The organism is Streptomyces sp. NPDC102462 (assembly GCF_044765425.1).
Taxonomy (GTDB): Bacteria; Actinomycetota; Actinomycetes; order Streptomycetales; family Streptomycetaceae; genus Streptomyces.
Genome location: NZ_JBIWKB010000019.1, coordinates 67,764 through 92,013 on the forward strand (window position 1 = coordinate 67,764; position 24,250 = coordinate 92,013).

The following is a 24,250-nucleotide window of genomic DNA, read 5'->3' on the forward strand; positions in this document are numbered from 1 at the left end:
GAACCATCCGTGTTCGTCCCGATACGCTCCCCACACCGAACTCCGGTGTCACCGCATCCGCGTGGCCCACTCCTGCACCTTGGCGATCCTCTGCCGCAACTGCCCCGCCGTCGCCTCGGCGCTCGGCGGCCCGCCGCACACCCGCCGCAGCTCGGTGTGGATCACCCCGTGCGGCTTACCGCTCTGATGGACGTACGCGCTGACCAGCGTGTTGAGCCGCTTGCGCAGCTCCATCATCTCCTTGTGGCTGACCACCGGCCGCCGCTCGGCGGGCAGTTCGAGCAGGTCGGCCTCGGCATCCGGTTTCTTGCGGCTGTGCGCGATCTGCCGTGCCTGCCGCTTCTGCAGCAGCAGTTGCACCTGGTCGGGCTCCAACAGGCCCGGAATGCCCAGGTAGTCCTGTTCCTCCTCGCTGCCCGGGTGGGCCTGCATGCCGAACTCGGCCCCGTCGTAGAGCACCCGGTCGAAGACGGCGTCGGACTCCAGCGCCTCGAAGGGCAGCATGTCCTGCTCGCCGGTGTCCTCGTCCTGCTCCTTGTTCGCCTCCTCCATCTCCTTCTCGGACTCGGCGTACGGGTCCTCCTCGCCCTCCTTCTTCGGCTTGTCGAGGGCGTGGTCGCGCTCGACCTCCATCTCGTTGGCGAAGGTGAGCAGGTCGGGAATGGTCGGCAGGAAAACGGAGGCGGTCTCGCCGCGCCGCCGGGAACGCACGAACCGGCCGACGGCCTGAGCGAAGAACAGCGGCGTGGAGATGGTCGTGGCGTACACGCCGACCGCGAGCCGGGGCACGTCCACGCCCTCGGACACCATGCGGACGGCGACCATCCAGCGGTCGGTGCCCTCGCTGAACTCGTCGATCTTCTTGGAGGCGCCGATGTCGTCGGACAGGACGACCGTCGCACGGCTGCCGGTGATCTCCCGGATGAGCTTGGCGTAGGCGCGCGCCGAGTCCTGGTCGGTGGCGATGACCAGCGCGCCCGCGTCCGGGATGGCCTTCCTGACCTCGGTGAGCCGCTGGTCGGCGGCGCGCAGCACGCTCGGCATCCACTCGCCGCGCGGGTCGAGCGCGGTCCGCCACGCCTGGCTGACGGCGTCCTTCGTCATGGGTTCGCCGAGCCGGGCGGCGACCTCGTCGCCGGCCTTGGTGCGCCAGCGCATGTTGCCGCTGTAGGAGAGGAAGATGACGGGCCGCACCACTCCGTCCGACAGCGCGGACCCGTAGCCGTACGTGTAGTCGGCGGCGGACCGCCGGATTCCGTCCTGCCCCTCCTCGTACATGACGAAGGGGATGGGATTGGTGTCGGAACGGAAGGGGGTGCCGGTGAGCGCGAGCCGCCGCGTCGCAGGCTCGAACGCCTCCAGGCATGCCTCGCCCCAGGACTTGGAGTCGCCGGCGTGGTGGATCTCGTCGAGGATCACGAGGGTCTTGCGCTGCTCGACGCGGTTGCGGTGCAGCATCGGGCGCACACCGACACCGGCGTAGGTCACGGCGATCCCGTCGTACTCCTTGCCGAGCGGGCCCGCGCTGTACTCGGGGTCCAGCTTGATCCCTATCCGCGCCGCCGCCTCAGCCCACTGCTTCTTCAGATGCTCGGTCGGCGCGACCACGGTCACCTGCTGGACGACATGGTGGTGCAGCAGCCAGGACGCCAGGGTCAGCGCGAAGGTCGTCTTGCCGGCGCCGGGCGTGGCGACGGCGAGGAAGTCACGCGGCTGCTCCTGGACGTACTTCTCCAACGCCCCTTGCTGCCACGCGCGCAGCTTGCTGGCGGTGCCCCAGGGAGCGCGGCCGGGGAAGGCGGGGGAAAGGTGGTGGGAGGAAGCGGCGGTAGTCACGGTCTCCGGTGCAGAGGGTCGAAGCAGTGGGCCGCGCTCAGCGGTTCGGCCACGGCGGTCATGGGTGAGGTCGGGCGGCTCGGCTGGGTATGACAACCGGGCCACCCTACCGGCGCCCCACGGCCACCCACGCGCGAACCGGCCCGGGTCGCCCGCGGGTGGGACAGACGTCACAGGAGACACACGCCGCCACATCCGCCCACACGGACGGACGCCACCCCCGAACCCCGCCCGCACCACGGTGCTCCACGGTGGTGCACAGCGGGACCAGCCCACGCCGAACACGACACCGCCCCCGAGCGAAGCCCCGACAGGCCGGCCCAGCCAAGGAGAGCAAGCCGCGCGCCGACGGACAGGGCGAACACACAACGCGCCCGCCCACCTCACCGACCGCGCCCCACACGCCGGCAGACAGGGACGAAGCCACCACACCGCCGCAGTCCACCCGTCGACGTTCAGGGGTGAAGGCACAGCACCCCCACACCACTGCACCGCACCACCTCACCGACAGCGCGCCGCGTGCCGCGTGCCGACGGGCAGGGGCGAGGGCTCGGCCGCGTGTGTCCGCGGTCGCTCAGCGGGTGCGCAGTCGCGTCGTCACCCAGACCCCGATCAACGCCACCCCGGCCATCGGCAGGAACACCGCGGCGAAGGCGCCGGGGTGGCCGGCGCCACCGGTGGCGGTCTCGGCCGCGGAGGCGGCCATGCTGCCACCCCCCAGCGCGGCGAACGCGGCGCCCGCCGCCGCCAGCAGGACGACGTTGGACAGACCGTCGGAGATCTGCAGGGCGGCGGAGTTGGCGCCGGCCTCCTCCGGGGCGGACAGCCGCAGCAGGAGCACGCTGCTGGAGGAGATCACCAGCCCCATCCCGAAGCAGCCGAATCCCCAGGCGACGGCGACGGTCCACGCGGGCACGGCGGGCACGAGCACGCTGGAGGCGGCGGCGATCGCGGCCGCCGTCAGCACCATGCCGACGGTCATCAGCCGCTCCCGGTGCGGTTCGGCACGCGGCCGGGACTGCACCCAGGACCCCAGCGCCCAGGTGCCGCCGCCCGCCGCCAGCGAGAACCCGGCCAGCGTCGGCGACAGCCCCCGCTCGGTCACCAGCATCAGCGGCACGAACGACTCGGCCGCGATGAAGGACCCCGCGGCGACCCCGCGCAGCAGCACGACGGACGGCAGCCCGCGCGCCGCCCGGTAGGTGCCGCGGGGCAGCAGCCCGAGCACGGCCGGCACCAGCAGCGCCGCGCCCGCCACCCCCGGGACGAGGGAGACCCAGCGCAGGTCCTGCGCGGCGAACTGGAGCAGCGCCGCGCCCAGGGAGACGGCGAACGCGAGCCGGATGCGCCGCCGGCCGACGGAGCCGGACGCCTTGCCCCCGGACGCCTTGCCCCCGGACCCCGTGCTGTCAAGAGCAGTGCCGCCGGAGGCGGTGCCGCCGGTCCGGGCGCCGGTGTCCACGGGGCCGGCCGCGCGCCGTCGTATCTGCGGCAGCGCGAGCGCCAGCGGGAGCACGACCAGCACCGGGATCGCCAGGAACACCCACCGCCAGCCCAGGTGCTCGGTGACGGCGCCGGCGGCGAGCGGGCCGACGATCGACGGGACGACCCAGCCGGCCGCGAACGCCGCCATGATCGCGGGACGCAACCGCTCCGGGTAGGCCCGGCCCACGACCACGTACAGCGCGACGATCACCAGCCCGCCGCCCAGGCCCTGCACGGCCCGCCCCAGGATGAACACCCACATGGAACCGGCGGCCCCGGCCACCACCAGCCCCACCGCGAAGGAGCCGATCCCCGTGGTCAGCGCCCCCAGCGGCCCCCGCCGGTCCGACCACTGTCCGGCGAGCACCATGCCGAACAGGCTGGTGGTGAAGTATCCGGAGAACGCGAACGCGTACAGGGACACCCCGTCCAACTCGCGCGCGGCCACCGGCATCGCCGTACCCACCGCGGTCGCCTCGAAGGCGATCAGTAGCACCACCGAGACGATCCCGATGCTCAGCGCCCGGTACGTCCGGCCCAGCACTCCTTCCTCGGGTCTGCCTGCGGGCTCGTCTGCTGGTTCGTCTGCGACGTCGGTGTCGCGCGGCTCATGGACGGTCATGACGGCCAGCGTAAGGCCCACAACCGACATTGACCCCTGTCGCAGGGCTGCCCCGGCCTGAGACCTTGGTCGTACGTCTCCCCTGGATGGCTCCCCCCTTTCATGAACTTCATGAACGCCGTATGGCAGTCCCGTTGCAGCCCCCGCGTCCCCCTTGATCCGCTTCCCCGCCCCGCCCTACGGTCGTCCCATCGACACGGCCGTGTGCCCGAGTGGTTCAGGGGCTCGCCTGCAAAGCGAGTTACGCGGGTTCAATTCCCGCCACGGCCTCTATCGCGTCTCGACCGGTCCCGGAGGGGCTGGTGTGCTTCAGAGGACGCCGCCTGCCTCGTTCTGGAAGAGTTCCGTCCAGTAGTGCCAGTCCGCGTCCGTTGTCGTCGGGGTCGGGTCGATCGACGTGAGGGTCCGGATCATCGTCGCGGCCAGCTGGTCGTATGCCTCCGTGGTCAGTTCGTGGCCCAGGTGCTCGTCGATCGTGCGCTCGTGGTGCAGCAGCCAGAGGGTGTAGGCGAGGGTGGAGATGTCCGTGTTGAGCGGGTACAGCGCCGCCTCGGGCTCGCTGAAGTTGAGGATCGCGCCCGTGCTGCCGTCGACCACCAGGCTGTTGTCCTCGATCAGGTAGCCGAGGCGTATCAGGCGGTCGGCGTGCGCGGGGAGTGCTTCGAGGGGGTATTCCGACCGCTCGTCCCTGTAGTACTCCCTCAGCGTCGGCAGCGGTACGTCCGTGTCGAGGCGGAAGAGCACCGCGTCCTCGGGCAGGCCCGTCTCGCGCAGGAAGCGGCGGGTCGGCTCGTGGGTGAGCGCGGCGGAGAAGTCCACCTCCTCGAAGCGGGCCACCCGGCCCGGCCCGAACTCCTCGTCCAGGAGCCGGCCGGGCAGGTCAAGGGCGAGGCCCTGGGCGGTGCCGGGGCCCGCGACCAGGGAGAGCGGGCGGATCAGCGCGGCGGCCTTCCAGTACGGCGGCACCTCGCCGTCCGTGCCCTCCTCGAACAGCGCGAGGAGCCGGCGGGATGCCTCGGTGGCGGACTTGGTGCCGTACCGGCCCGCGTAGCAGGCGAACCGGCCGCGCAGACCGGCCAGTTCCTCGGTGACCGCGGCGAAGCGCAGCAGCGTGTGCAGGGAGGGCGCGAGGGGGCGGCTGTCCGTCGGGTCGAACAGGTGGGTGGTGGTGATCTCGCCTGTGCTGCCGTCGAGCAGGATCGACTCCGTCTCCATGCCCGAGGGGGCGAGGAGTTCCCCTATCACCAGCCGGTCCCGCAGCTCGCCCGCCAGCCGCGCCGGGCCGTCGACGGCGTCCGCGAGCGTGCGCAGGCCGGTCGTGCGCAGCGGCGCGAAGGTCAGCAGGTCGCTGTCGTCGGGCAGTCCGGGGCCGGTCAGCAGGCCGCGCGTGGGCGCGTGCGTGACGTAGAGGTCCAGCTCGGCCTCGGTCAGTGTGATCGCCGCGGCCCTGGTGTCGGTCGTGCTCATCGCTCCCCCGCGATTCCCGTCGTACGCCGTCCTGCGTGGTCGTACGCCGTCGTGCTCGGTCCGGTCTTCCCTGGCGCGGGGCACGTCCGGTCCGGCGTCCGAAGCGGCCGTCCCCCACTGACCGTCACACTACGCGGCACCACTGACAACGCCCCGCCGGAGAGGACGTCGTGCGGCCCTCGCACGTTCCGTCGCGGCCGAAATCGCCTTTCACCGGCCCGAATCGACCGCACCGGCAGGAGCCGCCCGCACCGGCCGGAACCGCCTCGCCGTCCCGGCCGCGGACCGCGGCCCCGCGCACCGCGTGCCCCGGGACGCCCCGGGCGTGCTCACCGGTCGGTGACCACCGCGGCCTGCGGGCGGATCGGCAGCCGGTTGACCGGGCGGCCGGTCGCGGCGCGTACGGCGGAGGCGACGGCCGCCGGGGAGGTGACCACCGGGACCGCGCTGATCGACTTCGCGCCGAACGGAGCGACCACGTCCCGCTCCTCGACCAGCTTGACGATCTTGATGTCCGGTGTGTCCAGGGCCGTGGGCAGCGCGTACCCGGTGAGGTCGGGGTGCCGGATCAGGCCGCGGGGCGTGCGCAGGTTCTCGGTGAGCGCGATGCCGACGCCCTGGGTGACGCCCGCCTCGATCCGGGCGGTCAGCTGCGCCGGGTTGAGTACGCGGCCCACGTCCTGCGCGACGGCCAGCTCCACGACCCGCACGGAACCGAGTTCGATGTCGACGTCCACCACCGCGCGCACGGCGCAGAACGCGAGGCCCACGAAGGCGTCCCCCTGCCCGGAGGCGTCCAGCGGCTCGGTGGGGTGCGGGCGGCACTGGGCGGTGGCCCACAGTTCCTTGCCGTCCAGCGCCTCCGTGACGGTGGTCGACAGCACGCCGTCGTACGAGGTGATCTTGCCGTCGGTGATCTGGAGGAGTTCGGTCGACATCCCGAACTGGTGCGCCAGGGGCTGCAGGAGCTGGGTGCGGACCATCTTCGCCGCGCGTTCCACGGCTCCGCCGGAGACCCAGGTGTGCCGGCCGCGGGAGCCCGCGCCGGCCGGGGGCTGGTCGGTGTCGACGGGCGCCACGTGGACCTCGTCGATGCCCAGGGTCTCCTGGACGATCTGCCGGGCGAGCGTGGTGAAGCCCTGGCCGGTCTCCACCGCCGCGCACAGCACGGTCGCCACCCCGTCCTGGACCTTGACGGTCGCCGTGGAGACCTCGTCGGCGCCCTCCGCACCGAGCATGTGGACCATGCCGAGGCCGTAGCCGACGCCCCGGCGCACCGCGCCCGGCTCGCCCGCGCCCTCGGGGCCGCCGGGCAGCAGCCAGTCCTCCTCGGGGGTGTCCTTGGGGAGCGCGGGCAGCGGGAAGTCCCGTACGGCCTGGAGGAGTTCGGCGACCGGCGCCGGGCAGGTCACCGTCTGGCCGATGGGCAGCACGTCCCCGGTGGCGAGCGTGTTGCGCAGGCGCAGCTCCGCCGGGTCGAGGCCGAGTTTCTTCGCGAGCTTGTCCATCTGCGCCTCGTAGGCGGCGCAGACCTGCATCGCGCCCTCGCCGCGCACATGCCCGGAGGGCGGGTTGTTGGTGCGCACGGCCCAGCCCTCGATGAAGGCGTTCGGCACGACGTAGGGGCCGCAGGCGAAGGACACGGCGGCGGCCAGCGCCTCGGACGAGGTGTCGGCGTACGCGCCCGCGTCGAGCAGGATCTGCGCCTCGACCTTCACCAGCCTGCCCTCGGCGTCCGCGTGGTGGCGGTAGCGCAGCAGCGTGGGGTGCCGGTGGGCGTGGCCCAGGAAGGACTCCTCGCGGGTCGCGGTCAGCTTCACCGGGCAGCCCGTCTTCAGGGCGAGCAGGCCGAGCGGGAGCTGGAAGCCCTGGTCCTCGCGGTCGGCGGTGGCCCCGGGGACACCGGTGACGACGATCTTCACCCGGTCCGGGGGCAGGCCGTAGCAGGCGGCGGCGGTGTTGCGGTCGGTGTGCGGGTCGGTGGAGGCCAGGTACAGCTCGACGCCGCCGTCGGGGCGTGGCACCGCGAGGCCCGCCTCGGCGCCGATGGGCGCGGGGTCCTGGCGGCCGATGCGGTACTGGCCCTCGACGACGACCTCGCCGGCCGCGTCCGGGTCGCCGTGGCGCAGCGGGATGTGCCGGATCAGATTGCCGTCGGGGTGCAGGGGTTCGGCCTCGAACGCCTGCTCGGGGTCGGTGACCGGGTCCAGGGCCTCGTACTCGACGATGACGGCGGCGGCGGCCATCCGCGCGGTGTCGGGGTGGTCGGCGGCGACGGCCGCGATGGGCTCGCCGTGGTGCCGTACCACCTCGGAGGCGAACACCGGCCGGTCGGGGATGCCCCGGCCGTGCCGCGGGGTGCCGGGCACGTCCTCGTGGGTGATGACGGCCCGTACGCCGGGCATCTCGCGCGCGTGGGAGGTGTCGATGGAGACGATGCGCGCGTGCGCGTGCGGGGAGCGCAGCACGGCCGCCCACAGCAGGCCCTCGGCCCACAGGTCGGCCGCGTACGGGAAGGTGCCCTCGGTCTTGGCGCGGGCGTCGGCCGACGGCAGGGACGCGCCGAGGCCGTGCGGCAGTTGTTCGGGGGCGTCGGCGGCCTCCGGGACCGTGGTCGCGGTGCCGGCTTCGTTGCTCACGCCTGGCCTCCGTCCTGGCCGTAGGGCTGGTCGTGCGGTCCCGGCGCGTGCTGCGTCTCGAACGCCGAGGAGCGGACGCCGCCGGCGCCCGGGCCCGCCTGATGCGGAATACGTGCCCCGTCCGCGTCCTGTTCGGCGTCCGCCGCGCTGTGCGCCTCGCGTTCGGCGACGACCTCCTTGACGGCGTCCAGGACGCCCCGGTAGCCGGAGCAGCGGCACAGGTTGCCGCACAGGGCCTGGCGCGCCTCCAGTTCGGTGGGCGCCGGGTTGCCCTCCAGCAGGTCGTGCACGGTCATCGCCATGCCGGGGACGCAGAATCCGCACTGCACGGCGCCGCGTCGGGCGAGCGCCCGCTGCACGTCGGAGGGCCGGCCGTCGACGGCGAGGCCCTCGACTGTGCGGACCTCGCTGCCGGCCGCGGTGACCGCGGGCACCAGGCAGGAGGCGACGAGGCGCCCGTCCACCTGGACGTTGCAGGCGCCGCACTCGCCCTGCGAGCAGCCGTCCTTGGCGCCGGCGAGCCCGAGCCGCTCGCGCAGCACGTACAGCAGCGACTCGCCGATCCAGGCGTCGGTGACGGGGCGGTCGGTGCCGTTGACGCGCAGGACGTAGGAGGCGAGGGGGTGGTCGTCGTGCGGGGGCGGCGGGGCGTCCGCGGCCTGCTCGGCCGGGGCGGCGGGGCCGTCGGGCGTGGCGGGCGGCTGCGGGCCGTGCGGACCGGTCGGGGCGTCGTCGGTCGCCTCGGGCCCTGCCGGGGGCTCAGCGGCCCCTTCAGGGCCCTCCTCGTCGCCGTCGGCGGCCCCCGGCGCCCCGCCGCCCCCGACGGCCTCGTGGTCCGCGGCGGGCCCGGTCGCCTCAGGGGCGGCAGCGGTCCCGTTCGTCTCGTGGGTGACCGGCGCGTCGGCCTCGGGCGGGGCCTGGGGGGCGGCGTGTTCGGCCACGGGCTCGTGGCCGTCGCCGGGCCGGACCGCCGTGCCGTGTCCGGCCGTGCCGTGTCCCGACGCGGTGCGGTCCGCCGGGTGGTTCGCGGGAGCGTGGCCCGCGGGGGCCTGGTCTGTCGGGCCGTCAGGGGCCGGGGCCGCCTCGCCCGGTCCTGCCGGAGCGTCCCGGTAGGGCTCGGCGGGCGCGAACCGCTGCGGAGCGGTGGGCTGCGCGCCCCCGTCCGGCCGTCCGTCCACGGCCGGGGGCGCCGCCGGCTGTCCGGGCGGTGCCGCCTGCTGTCCCCAGGGCTGTCCCGCGGTCTCCGTCGCCCAGGGCGCGGGGGCGCCGCCGGGCAGGGTGGCCGGCGGCGTGCCGCCCCACTGCTCGACGAGGGAAGACGCGCTGAACTCGCCCGATTCATCCGGAAGGTCGCCCCCGGCGACAGGGATGGACCACTGCCCGGTCACGTCCTGGCCGGCGGCCGGCGCCGGCTCCTCGTAGGTCCAGTGCTGGGTGGCCGCGGGCGGGTACGTGAACCGGTCGCCGGCGCCCGGCTGCGGGGGCACGGCGTTCGGGTCGGGCCACTGCGCGCCGTCGGCCGGCAGCGACCAGCCGCCGGTGCCCGCCGGGTCGGTGCCGTCCCCGGCGGCTGCCGCCGCTATCTGCGGCGGCACATAGCCGTGGCCGGGCGCGGCGAGCGGGCTGTCCGAGGACAGCAGCGCGTCGATGCCCCCCTCGGGCAGCTTCACGAAGGCGGTGGCGCCGTCGTCGTAGTCGCCCTGGGGCAGCGGGTCCCAGCGGCCGCGCTCCCGGGCCGGGTTCTCTCCGTGCTGGTCGTCGGTCACGACAGCGCCCTCCCCAGTGCTCGTCGGGCCAGCGCGGCGACGGTGCGCCGCAGGTGCAGTACGGCGGGCGGCAGCTGCGGTACGGAGCCGTCCTGCTCGGGGGCCGGGTCGGGGATGCAGGCCGCGGCGACGTACTCCCCGAAGGCGTGCAGCGCCTCGGGCACGATCGCGCGGTCGTTGTCCCAGTCGATGAGCCGGGCCACCCACTGCTCGGCATCCAGGGGCCGCAGCGGCATCGGCGCTATGGCGCCCACGGCGCACCGCACTCCGCGCCGGGCGGGGTCGAGGACGAGCGCCACGGAAGCGGCGGCCCGGCCGGGGCCCGTGCGCCCCGTCGCCTTCAGGAAGACCTGCGGGGCGTGCAGCAGCGGCACGCGTACGTAGCCGATGAGTTCGCCGCCGCCGAGCATCTCCACGCCGGCCAGCAGATGCGAGACCGGGATCTCCCGGCGCGCCCCCTGGGGGCCCGCGATGACCAGCGTCGCCTCCAGGGCGGCGAGGACCGGCAGCGCGTCGCCCGTGGGCGCGGCCGAGGCGATGTTGCCGCCCAGGGTGCCCGCGTTGCGGATGTGCGGCGGGCCGGCGGCGCGCGCGGCGGCGGCGAGCGCCGGGATCAGGGCCGCGAAGTCCGGGCGGCCCATGCGCGCGTGCGTGAGTCCGGCGCCGAGGAGCGCGTGGCCGTCCTGGTACTGCCAGCCGCGGATCTCGCTGATCCGGCCGAGGCCCACCAGGGCGGCCGGCCTGAGCTGCCCGGAGTTGACGGCGGCCATGAGGTCGGTGCCGCCCGCCACGGGGACGGCGGCCGGCATGGCGGTGAGCGCCGCCACGGCCTCGTCCAGCGTCGTGGGCAGGGTGACGGCCTGCGCCGCCTGCGGTGCGTGCGTGGTCAAACCGGCTGCCCCTTCCCGCTGCCCCACCTGGTCCCACCTGTGTTGCCGTACGGTACGTGCTGACAGGGCGGACGTGGCAACTCTGGCACATCTTCGCAAGGCCCGAACGCGGGGGTCCGCTAGGAGGCATTCGCCCGCCTCGCTGGGGAGATGGCCCGTTTTCGACCGCCCTCACCGGTGCGCGACGAATGACACTCTTCGGTGACCCCTGAGGTCTTTTTCCACCACGTGTTCGGACCGCGCCCCCGAGCCACCGACCCGAGCGGGCTGTGCGGCAGCGGGGCGAGACGAGAACGGTCCACGCAGGAGCGAGGCGGGGCGAGAGCGAGCAGCGCAGCAAACCTCCGACGGGAGCGGGCTGTGCGGCAGCGGGCGGGGCGAGGGCGGGCGGTGCGGCAGCGGGCCGCGCGGCGACCGGCCTCGGGGCGGGTGGAGCGGGCGGCCTGTCGCGCGGGCAGGCAGGCGCGGCGGCGGGCAACGCGGCAACCCACCGACGGGAGCGGGCCGTGCGAGCGACCGGCCGCGGGGCGGGTGACACGGGCAACCAGCCGCGAGACCAGGCCGCGCAGGCGACCGGCCGCAGGGCGGGCAGCGCTGGCGACCGGCCGCCAAGGTAGGCAACACGGCAACTGGCCACGCGGCAAACCTCCGACGGGGCCGGCCGCGCTGCAACAGGCAACACGGCAAGCCGCCGACAGGAGCGAGCGACCGGCCGCGGGGCGGGTGGCGTGGGCGGCCGGGTGCGCGGGGAGGTGGTGCTGGTGGGTGGGCTGGCGAGGGGTTAGCGCTTTGGGGGTGGGCCGTCGAGGGGGCGGCCCGGTACGCCGGGGCGGCGCTGCCAGGGCCGGGGTCCGGACGGCGGGCGGTAGTCGACGCCCAGGGCGTCGAGCCGCCGGTAGTGGGCGGTCATCCGGCGTTCGAAACCGGCGAAGTCCCGCTCCGCCGGGGCGGGCAGACGACTCCAGGCCACTTCGGCGAAGGCGGCCAGCCTCGGGAACGCCTGGTAGTCCACGCGCGCGTGGTTCTCCATCACCTCGGTCCACAGGTTGGCCTGGGTGCCCAGCACATGGCCGGCCTGCCGCGCGTCCAACTCCGGGGGAACGGGCTCGAAACGGTAGACGTCCTCCAGGGTGCGGACGAAGCCGATCGGTACGGGTTCGTCCGGGCCGGCGGCCTGCCGGTGGTCGAGGTAGACGTGCTGTTCGGGGCACATGACGACGTCGTGACCGGCGCGCGCGGCGGCGATCCCGCCCTGGTAGCCGCGCCAGGACGCCACGGCCGCGCCCTCGGCGAGCCCGCCCTCCAGGATCTCGTCCCAGCCGATGAGCCGGCGCCCGCGCGCGCTGAGCCAGCGGTCGAAGTGCCGGATGAACCAGGACTGCAACGCGTCCTCGTCGGCCAGCCCGAGTTCCTTGATGCGGGCCTGCGCGGCCGGCGACCGCCGCCACTGGTCCTTGGGGCATTCGTCGCCGCCGACGTGAATGAACGCCGAGAACGACGGGTACGGCGGGGCGGCCGGGTCCGCGGGGAACTCGGTGGCGTCGGCGGGGAAGAGTTCCAGCAGTTCCTCGAACACCCCCTCGTAGAACCGCAGGGTGGTGTCAGTGGGGGCGAGTACGTTCGGAGAGATCCCCCAGGTGTCCCAGACGGAGAGGGCGGTGGTGTCGATGACGTCGGTGTTGCCGAGTTCCGGATACGCGGCGATGGCGGCCTGCGAGTGGCCGGGCAGGTCGATTTCCGGTACGACGGCGATATGCCGCTCGGCGGCGTAGGCCACGATCTCCCGGATGTCGTCCTGGGTGTAGTGGCCACCGTGTGGCTTCTCCTCCCACAGCGGTGAGGCCCGGTGACCGAATTTCGTCCGTGCCCGCCAGGCCCCGGTCTCGGTCAGCTTGGGGTACCGCTTGATCTCCACCCGCCATCCCTGGTCGTCCGTCAGATGGAAGTGGAAGACGTTGAGTTTGTGCGCGGCCATCAGGTCCAGATACCGAAGGACGCCTTCCTTGGGCGTGAAGTGCCGGGCCACGTCGAGCATGAGACCGCGCCAGCGCAGCCGCGGGGCGTCCTCGACGGCGGTGCCGGGCACCGTCCAGCGGCGGCCGGGGGCGAGCGGGGCGCGCCGGAACGCGTCGGGGCCGAGCAGTTGACGCAGTGTCTGCGCGCCCCAGAACACGCCGGCCGGGCCGCCGCCGTGCACGGTGACGGCGTCGCCGTCGACGTGCAGCGTGTAGCCCTCCGGCCCGAGCCGGGCGGACTCCTCGGGCCTGATCCGCAGCTGGACTGCCCCGCCGCCGTCGCCGGATCCGGGCGGCAGCGCGAACCCCGTCGCGGCCCCCAGCGCACCGCGCAGCCAGCGGGCGGTGCGCTCGGTGCCGGGGCCGGCGTCGAGCACCGTGCCCGCGTCGAGCAGGAAGTCGGCGCCGGCGCCCGGAATCCCCGCGCTCGCGGCCGGTTTCCCCACCGTCAGGGGGGCCGGGATCAGTTCCGTCGTCGTCGAAGTCACGTCACTCCTTAACCGCTCCGCCCAGTCCGGAGACCAGCCGTCGCTGTACGAGTACGAAGAAGATCAGCACCGGAATCGTCATCACCGTGGACGCCGCCATGACCCCGCCCCAGTCCGGCTCGTCGGGCTTGTAGAAGACCAGCAGGGCCATCGGCAGGGTGGACTGGGAAGTGTCGCTGATGATGAAGGACTTGGCGAACAGGAAGTCGTTCCAGGCCGAGATGAAGGAAAAGACGCTGGTGGCCACAAGACCCGGGAGGACGAGCGGGAAAAGGATCTGCCACAGGAATCGCGTGCGGCTCGCCCCGTCGATGTACGCGGCCTCCTCCAGGGCCTCGGGCACCGCTTTCACGAAGCCCCGCAGCATCCAGATCGCGAAGGGCAGCGAGAAGGCGATGTGCGGCAGGATCAGCGAGCCGAGCGTGTTCAGTTGGCCGAAGTCCCGCATGAGGAAGAACAGGGGGATCGTGAGGGCTTCCACGGGCACGGTCTGGGCCACCAGGAACATGATCAGCAAGGTGGTCCGGAAGCGGAAACGGAATCGGGTCACGGCGGTCGCCGCGAGAAACGCGATCAGTGCCGAGGCGATCACGACCGCGCACGCCACGACGAGGCTGTTGAGGAAGTAACGGCCGAATTCCTGCTGCCCGAAGACCCGCCGGAAGGCGTCCAGGGACGGCGTCAGGGTCCACGGCCGTGGCTCGTCCGACTCGATCTCGCCGGCCGGTTTGAAGGCGCTGAGCACCATCCAGTACAGCGGGAAGGCGACCACCGCGGCGACGAGGAGCGCGGTCGCCTCGGCCATCGCGCGGCCGGGCCGCCGCGGAAAGCCGCGCACAAGATTCACGGGACTCACAGCTCCTCCCCCTGCCGGCGCAGCGATCGCAGGTAGCCGAGGGTCACGGCGAGCAGGATCAGCAGCATCACGACGCCGATCGCCGAGCCGAGTCCGTACTGCGAGGAGGCGAACGCCTTCTGGTAGGCGTACACGTTCAGGACCAGGTTCTGGCCCGCGATGCCGCCGCCGTTGGTCATGACGTAGATCTGGGTGAACACCTTGAAGTCCCAGATGACCGACTGGATGGTGACGACCGTGAGGATCGGCCGGAGCATCGGGGCGAGCACGGACCGCCAGGTCCGCCATTGCGAGGCGCCGTCGAGGGCGGCGGCCTCCAGGACCTCGGCGGGCACGGCGCGGATCCCGGCGTACACGGTGACCATCACGAACGGGAAGGAGCACCAGACGACTTCGAGGAGAACGAGGAGGAAGGCGCTGTAGCGGCCGTACGTCCACGAGTGGTCGCCAAGACCCAGGAGCCGGTTGACCGGGCCGAAGTCCGGGTCGAACAGGAACAGCCACACGGTCGAGCCGGTCACCGCCGGTGTCGCCCACGCGCCCAGCGCGGCCAGCATCAGCGCCAGCCGGGGCACGGCCCGTACGCGCGTGAGCAGGACGGCGAGGGCGCAGCCGACGGCGAGGGTGGCGCCGACGCAGGCCGCGGCGAAGACGAGTGTGGCCAGCAGCACCTGCCAGAACTGGCCGTCGCCGAAGAGTTCCGCGTAGTTGCCGAACCCCTCGAAGACGGTCGGTTCGCCGCCGCTGACCTGGGCCTGGGTGTACCGGAAGAACGAGATCAGGCCCAACTGGTAGATGGGGTAGACCAGCAGCCCGCCGAGGACCGCGAGGGCGGGCGCGAGATACAGCCAGGGCGTCCACCCGCTCGCCCCACGGGCCCGCCGCGCCCCCTTGCCGTACGGCCGCCGCCGGGCCGCGCCCTCCCCCGCCGGCACCCGGCCCACACCCCCCGCCTCGCCCACCGCCACGCCGACGGGTTCGTTGCGGGTACGGGCGCTCATGGGGCTCATCCGGCGGAGCCGAACGCGGTGTTCATCTTTGCCGCCGCGTCCTTGGCGGCCGCCGGCACGGACTTCTTGCCGCTGATGACCTCCTGGAACATGGTCGGCAGGACCAGGGAGGAGTCGATCTGGGACCAGGCGGGGGACGCCGGGACGAACTTGGTGCCGGCGGACAGCGTCCGCACGAAGGGCTTCACGAACGGCTGCCGCGCGGCGGCCTGGTCGCGCACGTCGGTGAACGTCGGCAGGAAGCCCATCGCGTCGAACAGCGCGGACTGCGTCTTCTTCGACGCCAGCCGCTCCATCAGGTCGACGGCCAGGGTGCGGTGTGTCGTGCTCTTCAGGACGCCGATGTTGTTGCCGCCCGCGAACGCGGGGGCGACCGATCCGGGCGTCACCCCGGGCAGCGGCACCACCGCGTACTTGCCCTTGACCTTCCCGGCCTCGACGGCCGCGTGGCTGAAGTCGCCGCCGATCACCATGCCCGCCTTGCCGGCCGCGAACGCGGTCACCGTGTCGTTGCCGGTCATGCCGGCGCACTTGGCGGCGGGACAGTTGTCGTCGGAGAACAGGGACGTGTAGGCCCTGATGCCCTTCTGTGCGGCCGCGCCGTCGATCGCGGAGGCGTACGAGCCGCCCTTGCCGGTGGCGAGTTCGCCGCCGCCCGCCCACACGAAGGGCAGCGCGCCGTACGTGTAGGCGCCGCCGACGGCCAGGCCGTACAGGTCCGGTTCGGCCGCCCGGATCGCGCGGGCCGTGGTGGCCAGTTCGGCCATCGTCTTCGGCACGTGGAGGCCCAGGTCCTCGAAGACGTCGGTGCGGTAGTACAGGGCGCGGACGCCGACGTAGAAGGGCGCGCCGTAGACCTTGTCGTCCACGGTGACCGACTGCCGGGCGGTCGGGTCGGTGTCGTCGGCCTCACTCCAGGCGCCGAACTCCCGTGTGACGTCGAGGAGCCCGCCGTCGCGGACGTAGCCGGCGGTGTCGGTGTTGCCGTACTCCATGACGTCCGGCGCGGACTTCGGATCGTTGAAGGCGGCTTTGACGCGCTGGGCGCGGGTTTCGACGGGGATGTACTCGACGTCGACCTTCACCCCCTCGTGGGCCTTCTCGAAGTCCGCCGTGACGGCGTCGACGACCTTCTCCTTCGGCTGGTTGCCGACCTCCTGGAAGAGCCACACGCGCAGGGTGCCGCTCTTGGCGTCCTCGTCGGAGGCGGAGTTGGAGGAGGACTGCGGGGCGCAGGCGGTGAGGACCAGGGCGGTCAGCAGTGCGGGGGCGAGACGTGCGGACAGCTTCATGGAGTGACCCTCCGGAAGTGCGTTGCAGCATATGCAATGACGGTTTCGCTCTGCACAACACAGGGAGGCTATGAACTACATGAACATGCCGACAAGAGGTCTGAACCAATCTGTGACCCGGCCGACGCACTTCCCCCATGGCCCGGACACGACAAAGGCCCCCGGAGCACGCCAAAGCGCACCCGGAGACCTCGCGGGGTATCAGCCGGCGGAACGCCGGTTACTTGCCGTCGCCCTCGTCACCGCCGCTGCCCATGGACTCGTAGATCTCCTTGCACATGGGACACACGGGATACTTCTTCGGATCGCGGCCCGGCACCCACACCTTGCCGCACAGCGCCACGACGGGGGTGCCGTCCAGGGCGCTCGCCATGATCTTGTCCTTCTGGACGTAATGGGCGAAGCGCTCGTGGTCACCGTCGCCGTGGGACACCTGTGGCGTCGGCTCTACGAGGGTCCCCGTACCAGTCCCGCGCTCGGGCTCAAGAGTGCTCATACCAGCCAGGGTACTGAAGCCCGCACCCATCAGTTGAGGGACGGGTCGTCCGGGTACGTGGCCACCATCGCCAGCTCGCCGCGCTGACGGCGCAGCACCTCGCGCCACAGCCGCTCCGGGGAGGGCGAGGAGACGTCACCGGGCTCGGACTCCACGACGTACCAGGCGCCCTCCACCAGCTCGTCCTCCAACTGCCCGGGGCCCCAGCCGGCGTATCCGGCGAAGATCCGCAGCGAGCCGAGTGCCGAGGCCAGCAGCTCGGGCGGGGCCTCCAGATCGACGAGGCCGATCGAGCCGTGCACCCGGCGCCAGCCCAGCGGGGCGCGGTCGCCGGACGCTCCCCCGGGGATGACCGCGACACCGAGCGCCGAGTCCAGCGAGACCGGCCCGCCCTGGAAGACCACCCCGGGCTCGCCGGCGAGGGCGGCCCAGCCCTCCAGGATGTCGCCCACGTCCACCGGGGTGGGACGGTTGAGGACCACACCGAGGGAGCCCTCCTCGTCGTGGTCGAGAAGGAGCACCACCGCGCGGTCGAAGTTCGGGTCCGCCAGGGCGGGCGTTGCCACGAGCAACCGCCCTGTGAGCGAGGACACCTCGGTCATGCCAGACATGATCCCGCATCTTCCCGCCGAGTGGGGAGCCAACCGGGGTACGCGGGTGAATGCGGCCGGGTTTCACCGGCGGGGCGGAGCCCGGGCCTGGTGGGAGCGCGTCGCGGGGCGGCGGCGCGGGACCCCCGAGGCCGGGTGGCGCACGCCCGGCGAACCCCGCGGCCGGTGACCCCATGTGCCCGCCGGGAAACGGTTCGTGTTGTGACACAGCTATGACGTGACTGGGCGCCCCTTGGGCTTACGGGAGGGGGGCTCACGGCGATTACTCTGTCTCCTCTGGCCCTGCCCCCTCCACGGAACGCGAGTTACATGACCGTCAACGACGATGTCCTCCTTGTCCACGGCGGAACCCCGCTGGAGGGCGAGATCCGTGTCCGCGGTGCGAAGAACCTCGTACCGAAGGCCATGGTCGCCGCCCTGCTGGGCAGTGCGCCGAGCCGGCTGCGCAACGTGCCGGACATCCGGGACGTGCGGGTCGTCCGCGGGCTGCTCCAGCTGCACGGGGTGACGGTGCGGCCGGGTGACGAACCCGGCGAGCTGGTGCTGGATCCGACGCACGTGGAGAGCGCGAACGTCGCTGACATCGATGCCCATGCGGGCTCCTCGCGCATCCCGATCCTGTTCTGCGGCCCGCTGCTGCACCGGCTGGGGCACGCGTTCATCCCGGGCCTGGGCGGCTGCGACATCGGCGGCCGGCCCATCGACTTCCACTTCGACGTGCTGCGGCAGTTCGGCGCGGTCATCGAGAAACGCGCGGACGGCCAGTACCTGGAGGCGCCCAAGGGGCTGCGCGGCACGAAGATACGGCTGCCGTACCCGTCCGTGGGCGCGACCGAGCAGGTGCTGCTGACGGCCGTACTCGCCGAAGGCGTCACGGAGTTGTCCAACGCGGCCGTCGAACCGGAGATCGAGGACCTGATCTGCGTCCTGCAGAAGATGGGCGCGATCATCGCGATGGACACCGACCGCACCATCCGCATCACCGGTGTGGACAAGCTCGACGGCTACGCCCACCGGGCCCTTCCGGACCGGCTGGAGGCCGCGTCCTGGGCGTCGGCGGCGCTCGCGACCGAGGGCCACATCTATGTCCACGGCGCCCAGCAGCGCTCGATGATGACCTTCCTGAACACCTACCGGAAGGTGGGCGGCGCCTTCGAGATCGACGACGAGGGCATCCGCTTCTGGCATCCCGGCGGCCAGCTGAAGTCCATCGCGCTGGAGACGGACGTGCACCCGGGCTTCCAGACCGACTGGCAGCAGCCGCTCGTGGTGGCGCTCACCCAGGCGACGGGCCTGTCCATCATCCACGAGACGGTCTACGAGTCCCGGCTGGGCTTCACCTCCGCGCTGAACCAGATGGGCGCGCACATCCAGCTCTACCGGGAGTGCCTGGGCGGATCCGACTGCCGGTTCGGGCAGCGCAACTTCCTGCACTCCGCGGTCGTCTCGGGCCCCACCCGCCTCCAGGGTGCCGATCTCGTCATCCCGGACCTGCGGGGCGGTTTCTCGTATCTGATCGCCGCGTTGGCCGCGCAGGGCACGTCCCGGGTGCACGGCATCGACCTCATCAACCGCGGCTACGAGAACTTCATGGAAAAACTCGTCGACCTCGGCGCAAAGGTGGAACTCCCCGGCAAGGCCCTCGCCTGAGCGCTCCGCTGGAAACGCCGCGATATGCCGTCGGTCGTCCGCGGCACCGTCGTGGCTGGCCGCGCAGTTCCCCGCGCCCCTTCGGGCGCTGTCGAACCGCAGCGGACTCACTGGACCTGCTTAGCCACCCGCGTCCCGGAGGAGCGCGGGAACCCATGAAAATGGGCGGCCCCCGGCAAAGGAGGGCCGCCCCATTTATCGATATTCGCGCCCACCGCGGACGCACCCCGAAGGGGCGCAGGCAACTGCGCGACCAACCACAACCGCCCCGCAGTCACCCACGGCGCACCGGCCGAACGACGCTCCCGTGGACCACCGCTCGAAGCGGAGCGCTTACTTGCCCTTGGCCGATTCCTTGAGCTTGCTGCCCGCGGAGACCTTCACGCTGTAGCCGGCGGGGATGTTGATGGGCTCGCCGGTCTGCGGGTTGCGGGCGGTGCGAGCGGCCCGGTGGGTGCGCTCGAAGGTCAGGAAGCCGGGGATGGTGACCTTCTCGTCGCCCTTGGAGACGACGTCACCGACGACCTCGGCGAACGCGGCCAGAACGGCGTCGGCGTCCTTGCGGGTCACTTCGGCGCGGTCGGCCAGCGCGGCCACCAGCTCACTGCGATTCATGTTGTTACTCCCGTGTTCTTCTTGCTGTTGGGGCGTGCCATGCGGCGGAGCCGCAGATCAGGCACAGCGAAGCCGATGCGCTCGCGCCCAGGGACGCATCCTGCCCCCACCTGCGGCGGGAAAGCCAATCCGGCACCCGTAGGAGTCGTGAGAACACCCTAGGGAGTCACCCGAAAAGCGCCTGCTCGGCCGTCACCCTAGAGGGCGCCCGGCGTCAGGAGCTTCCGCGACGCGCCGGTGCGAGGCCGCCATGTCGATCGTCACGCCTTGCACACTACGGTACGAGGCGCTACATCGCGCCCGCGGCCGCCCTGGCCGCGTCCCGCACGGCGCCGGCGACGGCACCCGCGACCTTGTCGTTGAAGACGCTCGGCACGATGTAGTTCGGGTTCAGTTCGTCCTCGGTGACCACGTCGGCCAGCGCCTGCGCGGCGGCCAGCATCATCTCCGTGTTGACGGTGCGGGACTGCGCGTCCAGCAGGCCGCGGAAGACGCCCGGGAAGACCAGCACGTTGTTGATCTGGTTCGGGAAGTCGGAGCGGCCGGTGGCCACAACTGCGGCCGTCTGACGGGCGATTGCCGGGTCGACCTCGGGGTCCGGATTCGCGAGCGCGAACACGATCGCGCCGCCCGCCATGGCCGCCACGTCGTCGCCGTCGAGCACGTTCGGGGCGGAGACACCGATGAAGACGTCCGCGTCGCGCACGGCCTCCTTCAAGGTGCCGGTGAGGCCCTCGGGGTTGGTGTTGTCGGCGATCCAGCGCAGCGGCGAGTCGGTGGGCGCGGCCACCAGATCCTCGCGGCCGGCGTGCACGACGCCGTGGATGTCGGCGACGACGGCGTTCTTGACGCCCGCGGCGAGCAGCAGCTTGAGGATGGCCGTACCCGCCGCGCCGGCCCCGGACATGACGACGCGGACGTTCTCGATCGCCTTGCCCACCACGCGCAGCGCGTTGGTCAGCGCCGCCAGGACGACGATCGCGGTGCCGTGCTGGTCGTCGTGGAAGACGGGGATGTCAAGGGCCTCGCGCAGCCTGGCCTCGATCTCGAAGCAGCGGGGCGCGGAGATGTCCTCCAGGTTGATGCCGGCGAAGCCGGGGGCGATCGCCTTGACGATCTCGACGATCTGGTCGGTGTCCTGGGTGTCGAGGCACAGCGGCCAGGCGTCGATGCCGGCGAACCGCTTGAACAGGGCCGCCTTGCCCTCCATGACGGGCAGCGCGGCCTTCGGGCCGATGTTGCCGAGGCCCAGCACCGCGGAGCCGTCCGTCACAACCGCAACGGAGTTGCGTTTGATGGTGAGGCGGCGGGCGTCCTCCGGGTTCTCGGCGATCGCCATGCAGACCCGGGCCACCCCGGGCGTGTAGACCATGGACAGGTCGTCACGGTTGCGGATGGGGTGCTTGGACTGCATCTCGATCTTGCCGCCGAGGTGCATGAGGAACGTACGGTCGGAGACCTTGCCGAGCGTGACGCCCTCGATGCCGCGCAGCTTCTCCACGATCTCGTCGGCGTGCCCGGTCGAGGTGGCCGCGATGGTGACGTCGATACGGAGCTTCTCGTGGCCGGACGCGGTGACGTCGAGGCCGGTCACCGAGCCTCCGGAGGATTCCACCGCGGTGGTGAGCTGCGAGACGGCGGTTCCGCTCGCGGGCACCTCCAGCCGGATGGTCATCGAGTAGGAGACGCTGGGCGCCGTTGCCATGGCCGACTTCCTCTGCTTTCACCGTGTCGCTGAGTTGTGCCGTCCGATCGTCGCACCTACCCCCGAGTACGTGGTAGCCGCCCCGGATTGCGGACGTTTTGTTCACGGACACGCCTCAATTCCGGAAAATAACTTTCACCATACGAGAGGTGACCGGGCAAGGAAAGAGGCCCACGTCCCGATGAGACGTCGGCCTCTCCACCGTTCATGACACCGACCCGCCATGCTCGCCTCGCGGCAAGTGGTCGCTCGTAGCGACGAAGGTTGGGCCCGGGGGCTTGGATCGAGCCGGTGTCACACCCAGGCTAACAAACGGATCCCGTACAGCCATTCCCGTCCGGAGAGTTCATCGCTCGTTCAGTCCCGCAGGAGGTCCGGCACCCCGGCCGCGTCCGGCTCGTCCCGGTCCCCGGAGACGACCGTCAGCTGCTGGGTGGCGCGGGTCAGCGCGACGTACAGCACCCGCAGGCCGGCCGGGCTCTCGTCGGCGATCTCCGCCGGGCAGACCACGACCGTCGCGTCGTACTCCAGGCCCTTGGCCTCCAGGCTGCCGAGCGCCACCACCCGGTCGCCGAGCCCGGCCAGCCAGCGCGCGGCCTCCGCGCGCCGGTTCATGGCGACGACGACGCCGACCGTGCCGTCCACGAGACCGAGCAGCCGCTCGGCCTCCGTACGCACGGTCTTCTCCAGGGAGTCCCCGAGCACGGTGAAGCGCGGCTCGACCCCGGTGGAGCGCACCGCGGTCGGGGACTCGGAGCCCGGCATCGCCAGGGCCAGCACCTTCGCCGCCAGGTCGGCGATCTCGGAGGGGTTGCGGTAGTTCACGGTGAGCCTAAAGCGCCGGGCGCGCGCGGAGCGGCCCGCCGCCGCCCCGCCCCCGCCGGGCCGCTGGTGCGAGCCGGGCACCCGGGTGCCCAGGGCCTCGTCGCGGGCCTCGGCCGCCTCGTCCGGGTCGGACCAGGAGGACTGGGCCGGGTCACCGACGACCGTCCAGCTGGCGTGCCGCCCGCGTCGGCCGACCATCCGCCACTGCATGGGCGTGAGGTCCTGCGCCTCGTCGACGATGACGTGCGCGTACTCGGTGCGCTCCTGCGCCAGCCGCTCGGCCCGCTCCCGCTGTGACTCCTCGCGCGCCGGCATCAGCTCCTCCAGGCCGGTGAGCTGGTCCAGCGGGTCCAGTTCGCGCCTCTTGCGGGGGCGGGCAGGGCTGCCGAGGATCGCCTGGAGCTCGTCGAGCATCGCGATGTCGTGCACGGAGTACCCGTCCCGCTTCAGGGAGCGGGCCACCTTGCGGATCTCGCCCGGGTTGAGGATGCGGCGGGCCCAGCGGCCGAGCCTGCGCTCGTCGGCCATCGCGTCCAGGACGGCCTTCGGGGTCAGCTCGGGCCACCACGCCTCCAGGAACGCGGTGAAGGCGTCCTCGCCGGTGACGTCCTCGTCGAACGAGGCGCGTAGCTCGGCGGCCAGCTCCGGGTCGCTGTGCCGGGCGGCGGCGCCGGACTGCTCGTACAGGGCGTCCAGGAGCAGCCTGCGGGCGCGCGGGCGCAGCAGGTTCACGGGGGCGGTGCCGCCGAGCGCGGTGCGGCGGATGCGGTCCAGTTCGGCGGCGCCCAGCTCCAGCCGCCGCCCGAAGGCGACGACACGGAGCCGGCCGGGCGTCCCCGAGGGTGCCTGCGGGCGGCCGTCGGTGTCGTCGTCCTCGCCGAGGACGAGCTGTCCGGCGGCCGGTGCCGCGCCGCCGGCAGGACCCGGCTCCAGCGCCCCGCGTGCCGCCTTCCGCAGCACCTTCAGCATCCGGTACGACCCCTTCGCCCGCGCCACCGACGGCGCGTCGTACAGCGTGGCCTCCGCGCCGTCGACGAGCGAGCCGATCGCCCGGATCGCGACCTGCCCCTCCTCGCCGAGCGAGGGCAGCACGCCCTCGGTGTACGCCACCAGCAGCGGGGTCGGCGAGACGATCAGGATGCCGCCCGCGTACCGGCGCCGGTCCTGGTAGAGGAGGTAGGCCGCCCGGTGCAGCGCGACCGCCGTCTTGCCCGTGCCGGGCCCGCCCTCCACATACGTCACCGAGCCGACGGGGGCGCGGATGACCAGGTCCTGCTCGGCCTGGATGGAGGAGACGATGTCCCGCATGGTGTGGCCGCGGGCCTGGCCCAGTGCGGCCATCAGGGCGCCGTCGCCGATCACCGGCAGCCGTCGGCCGTCCAGGAAGGCGGTCAGCTCGGGGCGCATCAGGTCGTCCTCGACGCCCAGTACCCGGCGCCCCTTGGAGCGGATGACGCGGCGACGCACGACCCGTCCGGGGTCGACGGGGGTGGCGCGGTAGAAGGGGGCCGCCGCGGGGGCCCGCCAGTCGATGACCAGCGGCGCGTAGTCCTCGTCCAGCACGCCGATGCGCCCGATGTGCAGGGTCTCGGCGATGTCGGCGGTGTTGTCGGCGCGCACCGCGCCCTCGGCGGGTTCGACGGCGGTGTAGGCGCCGTCGGGACCCTTCTTGCCGTCCTTGCCGAGGAGCAGGTCGATCCGGCCGAACAGGAAGTCCTCGAACTCGTTGTTCAGCCGGTTGAGGTGGATGCCGGCCCGGAAGACCTGCGCGTCGCGCTCGGCGAGCGCGCCGGGCGTGCCGACCTGGCCGCGCCGGGCCGCGTCGTCCATGAGGAATTCGGCCTCGTGGATCTTCTCCTCAAGCCGCCGGTACACCCGGTCCAGGTGTTCCTGTTCAATGCCGATCTCTCGGTCCCGTACCGAATCGTGGACCGAGCCGACGGCGGATTGCTGAGCCTGAGCGGCCACCGGGCCCCCTTCTG

The 24,250-nt window shown here is 72.5% G+C and carries 16 protein-coding genes and 1 tRNA gene; 2 read left to right on the forward strand and 15 right to left on the reverse strand.

From position 1 onward, the window contains the following. Positions 1–48: 48 nt before the first annotated feature. Together ACIRFL_RS18600 and ACIRFL_RS18605 are read right to left on the reverse strand one after the other, a co-directional pair. Positions 49–1,836, reverse strand: coding sequence for a DEAD/DEAH box helicase (locus tag ACIRFL_RS18600; protein ID WP_404029581.1), 1,788 nt, complete (start codon positions 1,834–1,836; stop codon positions 49–51). A 574-nt stretch (positions 1,837–2,410) separates the two neighbouring features. Next, the gene (locus ACIRFL_RS18605; protein WP_404029583.1) at positions 2,411–3,943 is read right to left on the reverse strand and encodes an MFS transporter; all 1,533 of its coding nucleotides are present in this window, start codon (positions 3,941–3,943) and stop codon (positions 2,411–2,413) included. Between the two features lie 198 nt (positions 3,944–4,141). On the opposite strand from ACIRFL_RS18605, the gene ACIRFL_RS18610 reads away from it, so the two are divergent. Next, a tRNA-Cys gene (locus ACIRFL_RS18610) sits at positions 4,142–4,213 on the forward strand. 39 nt (positions 4,214–4,252) lie between these two features. On the opposite strand, the gene ACIRFL_RS18615 is transcribed toward ACIRFL_RS18610, so the two are convergent. From ACIRFL_RS18615 to ACIRFL_RS18660, 10 genes are all read right to left on the reverse strand, one after another. After that, on the reverse strand, positions 4,253–5,410 hold the full coding sequence (locus ACIRFL_RS18615; protein ID WP_404029585.1) for an SUKH-4 family immunity protein: 1,158 nt from the start codon (positions 5,408–5,410) through the stop codon (positions 4,253–4,255). A gap of 329 nt (positions 5,411–5,739) precedes the next feature. Then, positions 5,740–8,049, reverse strand: a complete 2,310-nt coding sequence (locus ACIRFL_RS18620) for a xanthine dehydrogenase family protein molybdopterin-binding subunit (protein WP_404029587.1) — start codon at positions 8,047–8,049, stop codon at positions 5,740–5,742. Further along, complete coding sequence (locus ACIRFL_RS18625) at positions 8,046–9,815, reverse strand: 2Fe-2S iron-sulfur cluster-binding protein (RefSeq protein WP_404029588.1); 1,770 nt, start codon at positions 9,813–9,815, stop codon at positions 8,046–8,048. The genes ACIRFL_RS18620 and ACIRFL_RS18625 overlap by 4 nt, the downstream gene beginning before the upstream one ends. Then, a complete protein-coding gene (locus ACIRFL_RS18630; RefSeq protein WP_404029590.1) occupies positions 9,812–10,705 on the reverse strand; it encodes an FAD binding domain-containing protein in 894 nt (297 codons plus the stop codon). Before ACIRFL_RS18630 ends, ACIRFL_RS18625 begins: the two co-directional genes overlap by 4 nt. 781 nt (positions 10,706–11,486) lie before the next feature. After that, positions 11,487–13,208 (reverse strand): beta-N-acetylhexosaminidase, encoded by a 1,722-nt coding sequence (locus ACIRFL_RS18635; RefSeq protein WP_404029592.1) that lies wholly within the window; start codon positions 13,206–13,208, stop codon positions 11,487–11,489. 1 nt (position 13,209) lies between these two features. Beyond that, on the reverse strand, positions 13,210–14,055 hold the full coding sequence (locus ACIRFL_RS18640) for a carbohydrate ABC transporter permease (RefSeq protein ID WP_404029594.1): 846 nt from the start codon (positions 14,053–14,055) through the stop codon (positions 13,210–13,212). 5 nt (positions 14,056–14,060) lie between these two features. Beyond that, positions 14,061–15,065 carry a carbohydrate ABC transporter permease gene (locus ACIRFL_RS18645; RefSeq protein ID WP_404029596.1) on the reverse strand — a complete coding sequence of 335 codons (1,005 nt, stop codon included), beginning with the start codon at positions 15,063–15,065 and terminating at the stop codon, positions 14,061–14,063. A 5-nt stretch (positions 15,066–15,070) separates the two neighbouring features. Further along, positions 15,071–16,366 carry an extracellular solute-binding protein gene (locus ACIRFL_RS18650; protein ID WP_404029597.1) on the reverse strand — a complete coding sequence of 432 codons (1,296 nt, stop codon included), beginning with the start codon at positions 16,364–16,366 and terminating at the stop codon, positions 15,071–15,073. Between the two features lie 220 nt (positions 16,367–16,586). Continuing rightward, positions 16,587–16,862 carry a DUF3039 domain-containing protein gene (locus tag ACIRFL_RS18655; RefSeq protein WP_351736304.1) on the reverse strand — a complete coding sequence of 92 codons (276 nt, stop codon included), beginning with the start codon at positions 16,860–16,862 and terminating at the stop codon, positions 16,587–16,589. 29 nt (positions 16,863–16,891) lie between these two features. Continuing rightward, positions 16,892–17,464 (reverse strand): YqgE/AlgH family protein, encoded by a 573-nt coding sequence (locus ACIRFL_RS18660; RefSeq protein ID WP_404029675.1) that lies wholly within the window; start codon positions 17,462–17,464, stop codon positions 16,892–16,894. Between the two features lie 318 nt (positions 17,465–17,782). Here ACIRFL_RS18660 and murA point away from each other — a divergent pair, with 318 nt between their 5' ends. Beyond that, positions 17,783–19,123, forward strand: coding sequence for a UDP-N-acetylglucosamine 1-carboxyvinyltransferase (gene murA / locus ACIRFL_RS18665; protein ID WP_404029599.1), 1,341 nt, complete (start codon positions 17,783–17,785; stop codon positions 19,121–19,123). A gap of 333 nt (positions 19,124–19,456) precedes the next feature. Here the strand turns inward: murA and ACIRFL_RS18670 are convergent, their stop codons facing one another. From ACIRFL_RS18670 to ACIRFL_RS18680, 3 genes are all read right to left on the reverse strand, one after another. Continuing rightward, positions 19,457–19,738: an HU family DNA-binding protein gene (locus ACIRFL_RS18670; protein WP_351736298.1), complete on the reverse strand. Its 282-nt coding sequence runs from the start codon at positions 19,736–19,738 to the stop codon at positions 19,457–19,459. A 289-nt stretch (positions 19,739–20,027) separates the two neighbouring features. Next, entirely contained in the window at positions 20,028–21,443 is a 1,416-nt protein-coding gene (locus ACIRFL_RS18675; RefSeq protein WP_404029601.1) for an NAD-dependent malic enzyme, read from the reverse strand. A 357-nt stretch (positions 21,444–21,800) separates the two neighbouring features. After that, positions 21,801–24,236: a HelD family protein gene (locus ACIRFL_RS18680; protein ID WP_404029603.1), complete on the reverse strand. Its 2,436-nt coding sequence runs from the start codon at positions 24,234–24,236 to the stop codon at positions 21,801–21,803. Positions 24,237–24,250 lie beyond the last annotated feature (14 nt).

Coding starts and splice junctions, on each gene's coding strand:
- ACIRFL_RS18655 (WP_351736304.1), bottom strand. CDS start 16,862: ATGAGCACTCTTGAGCCCGAGCGCGGGACTGGTACGGGGACCCTCGTA.
- ACIRFL_RS18615 (WP_404029585.1), bottom strand. CDS start 5,410: ATGAGCACGACCGACACCAGGGCCGCGGCGATCACACTGACCGAGGCC.
- murA (WP_404029599.1), top strand. CDS start 17,783: ATGACCGTCAACGACGATGTCCTCCTTGTCCACGGCGGAACCCCGCTG.
- ACIRFL_RS18670 (WP_351736298.1), bottom strand. CDS start 19,738: ATGAATCGCAGTGAGCTGGTGGCCGCGCTGGCCGACCGCGCCGAAGTG.
- ACIRFL_RS18605 (WP_404029583.1), bottom strand. CDS start 3,943: ATGACCGTCCATGAGCCGCGCGACACCGACGTCGCAGACGAACCAGCA.
- ACIRFL_RS18675 (WP_404029601.1), bottom strand. CDS start 21,443: ATGGCAACGGCGCCCAGCGTCTCCTACTCGATGACCATCCGGCTGGAG.
- ACIRFL_RS18660 (WP_404029675.1), bottom strand. CDS start 17,464: ATGACCGAGGTGTCCTCGCTCACAGGGCGGTTGCTCGTGGCAACGCCC.
- ACIRFL_RS18650 (WP_404029597.1), bottom strand. CDS start 16,366: ATGAAGCTGTCCGCACGTCTCGCCCCCGCACTGCTGACCGCCCTGGTC.
- ACIRFL_RS18645 (WP_404029596.1), bottom strand. CDS start 15,065: ATGAGCGCCCGTACCCGCAACGAACCCGTCGGCGTGGCGGTGGGCGAG.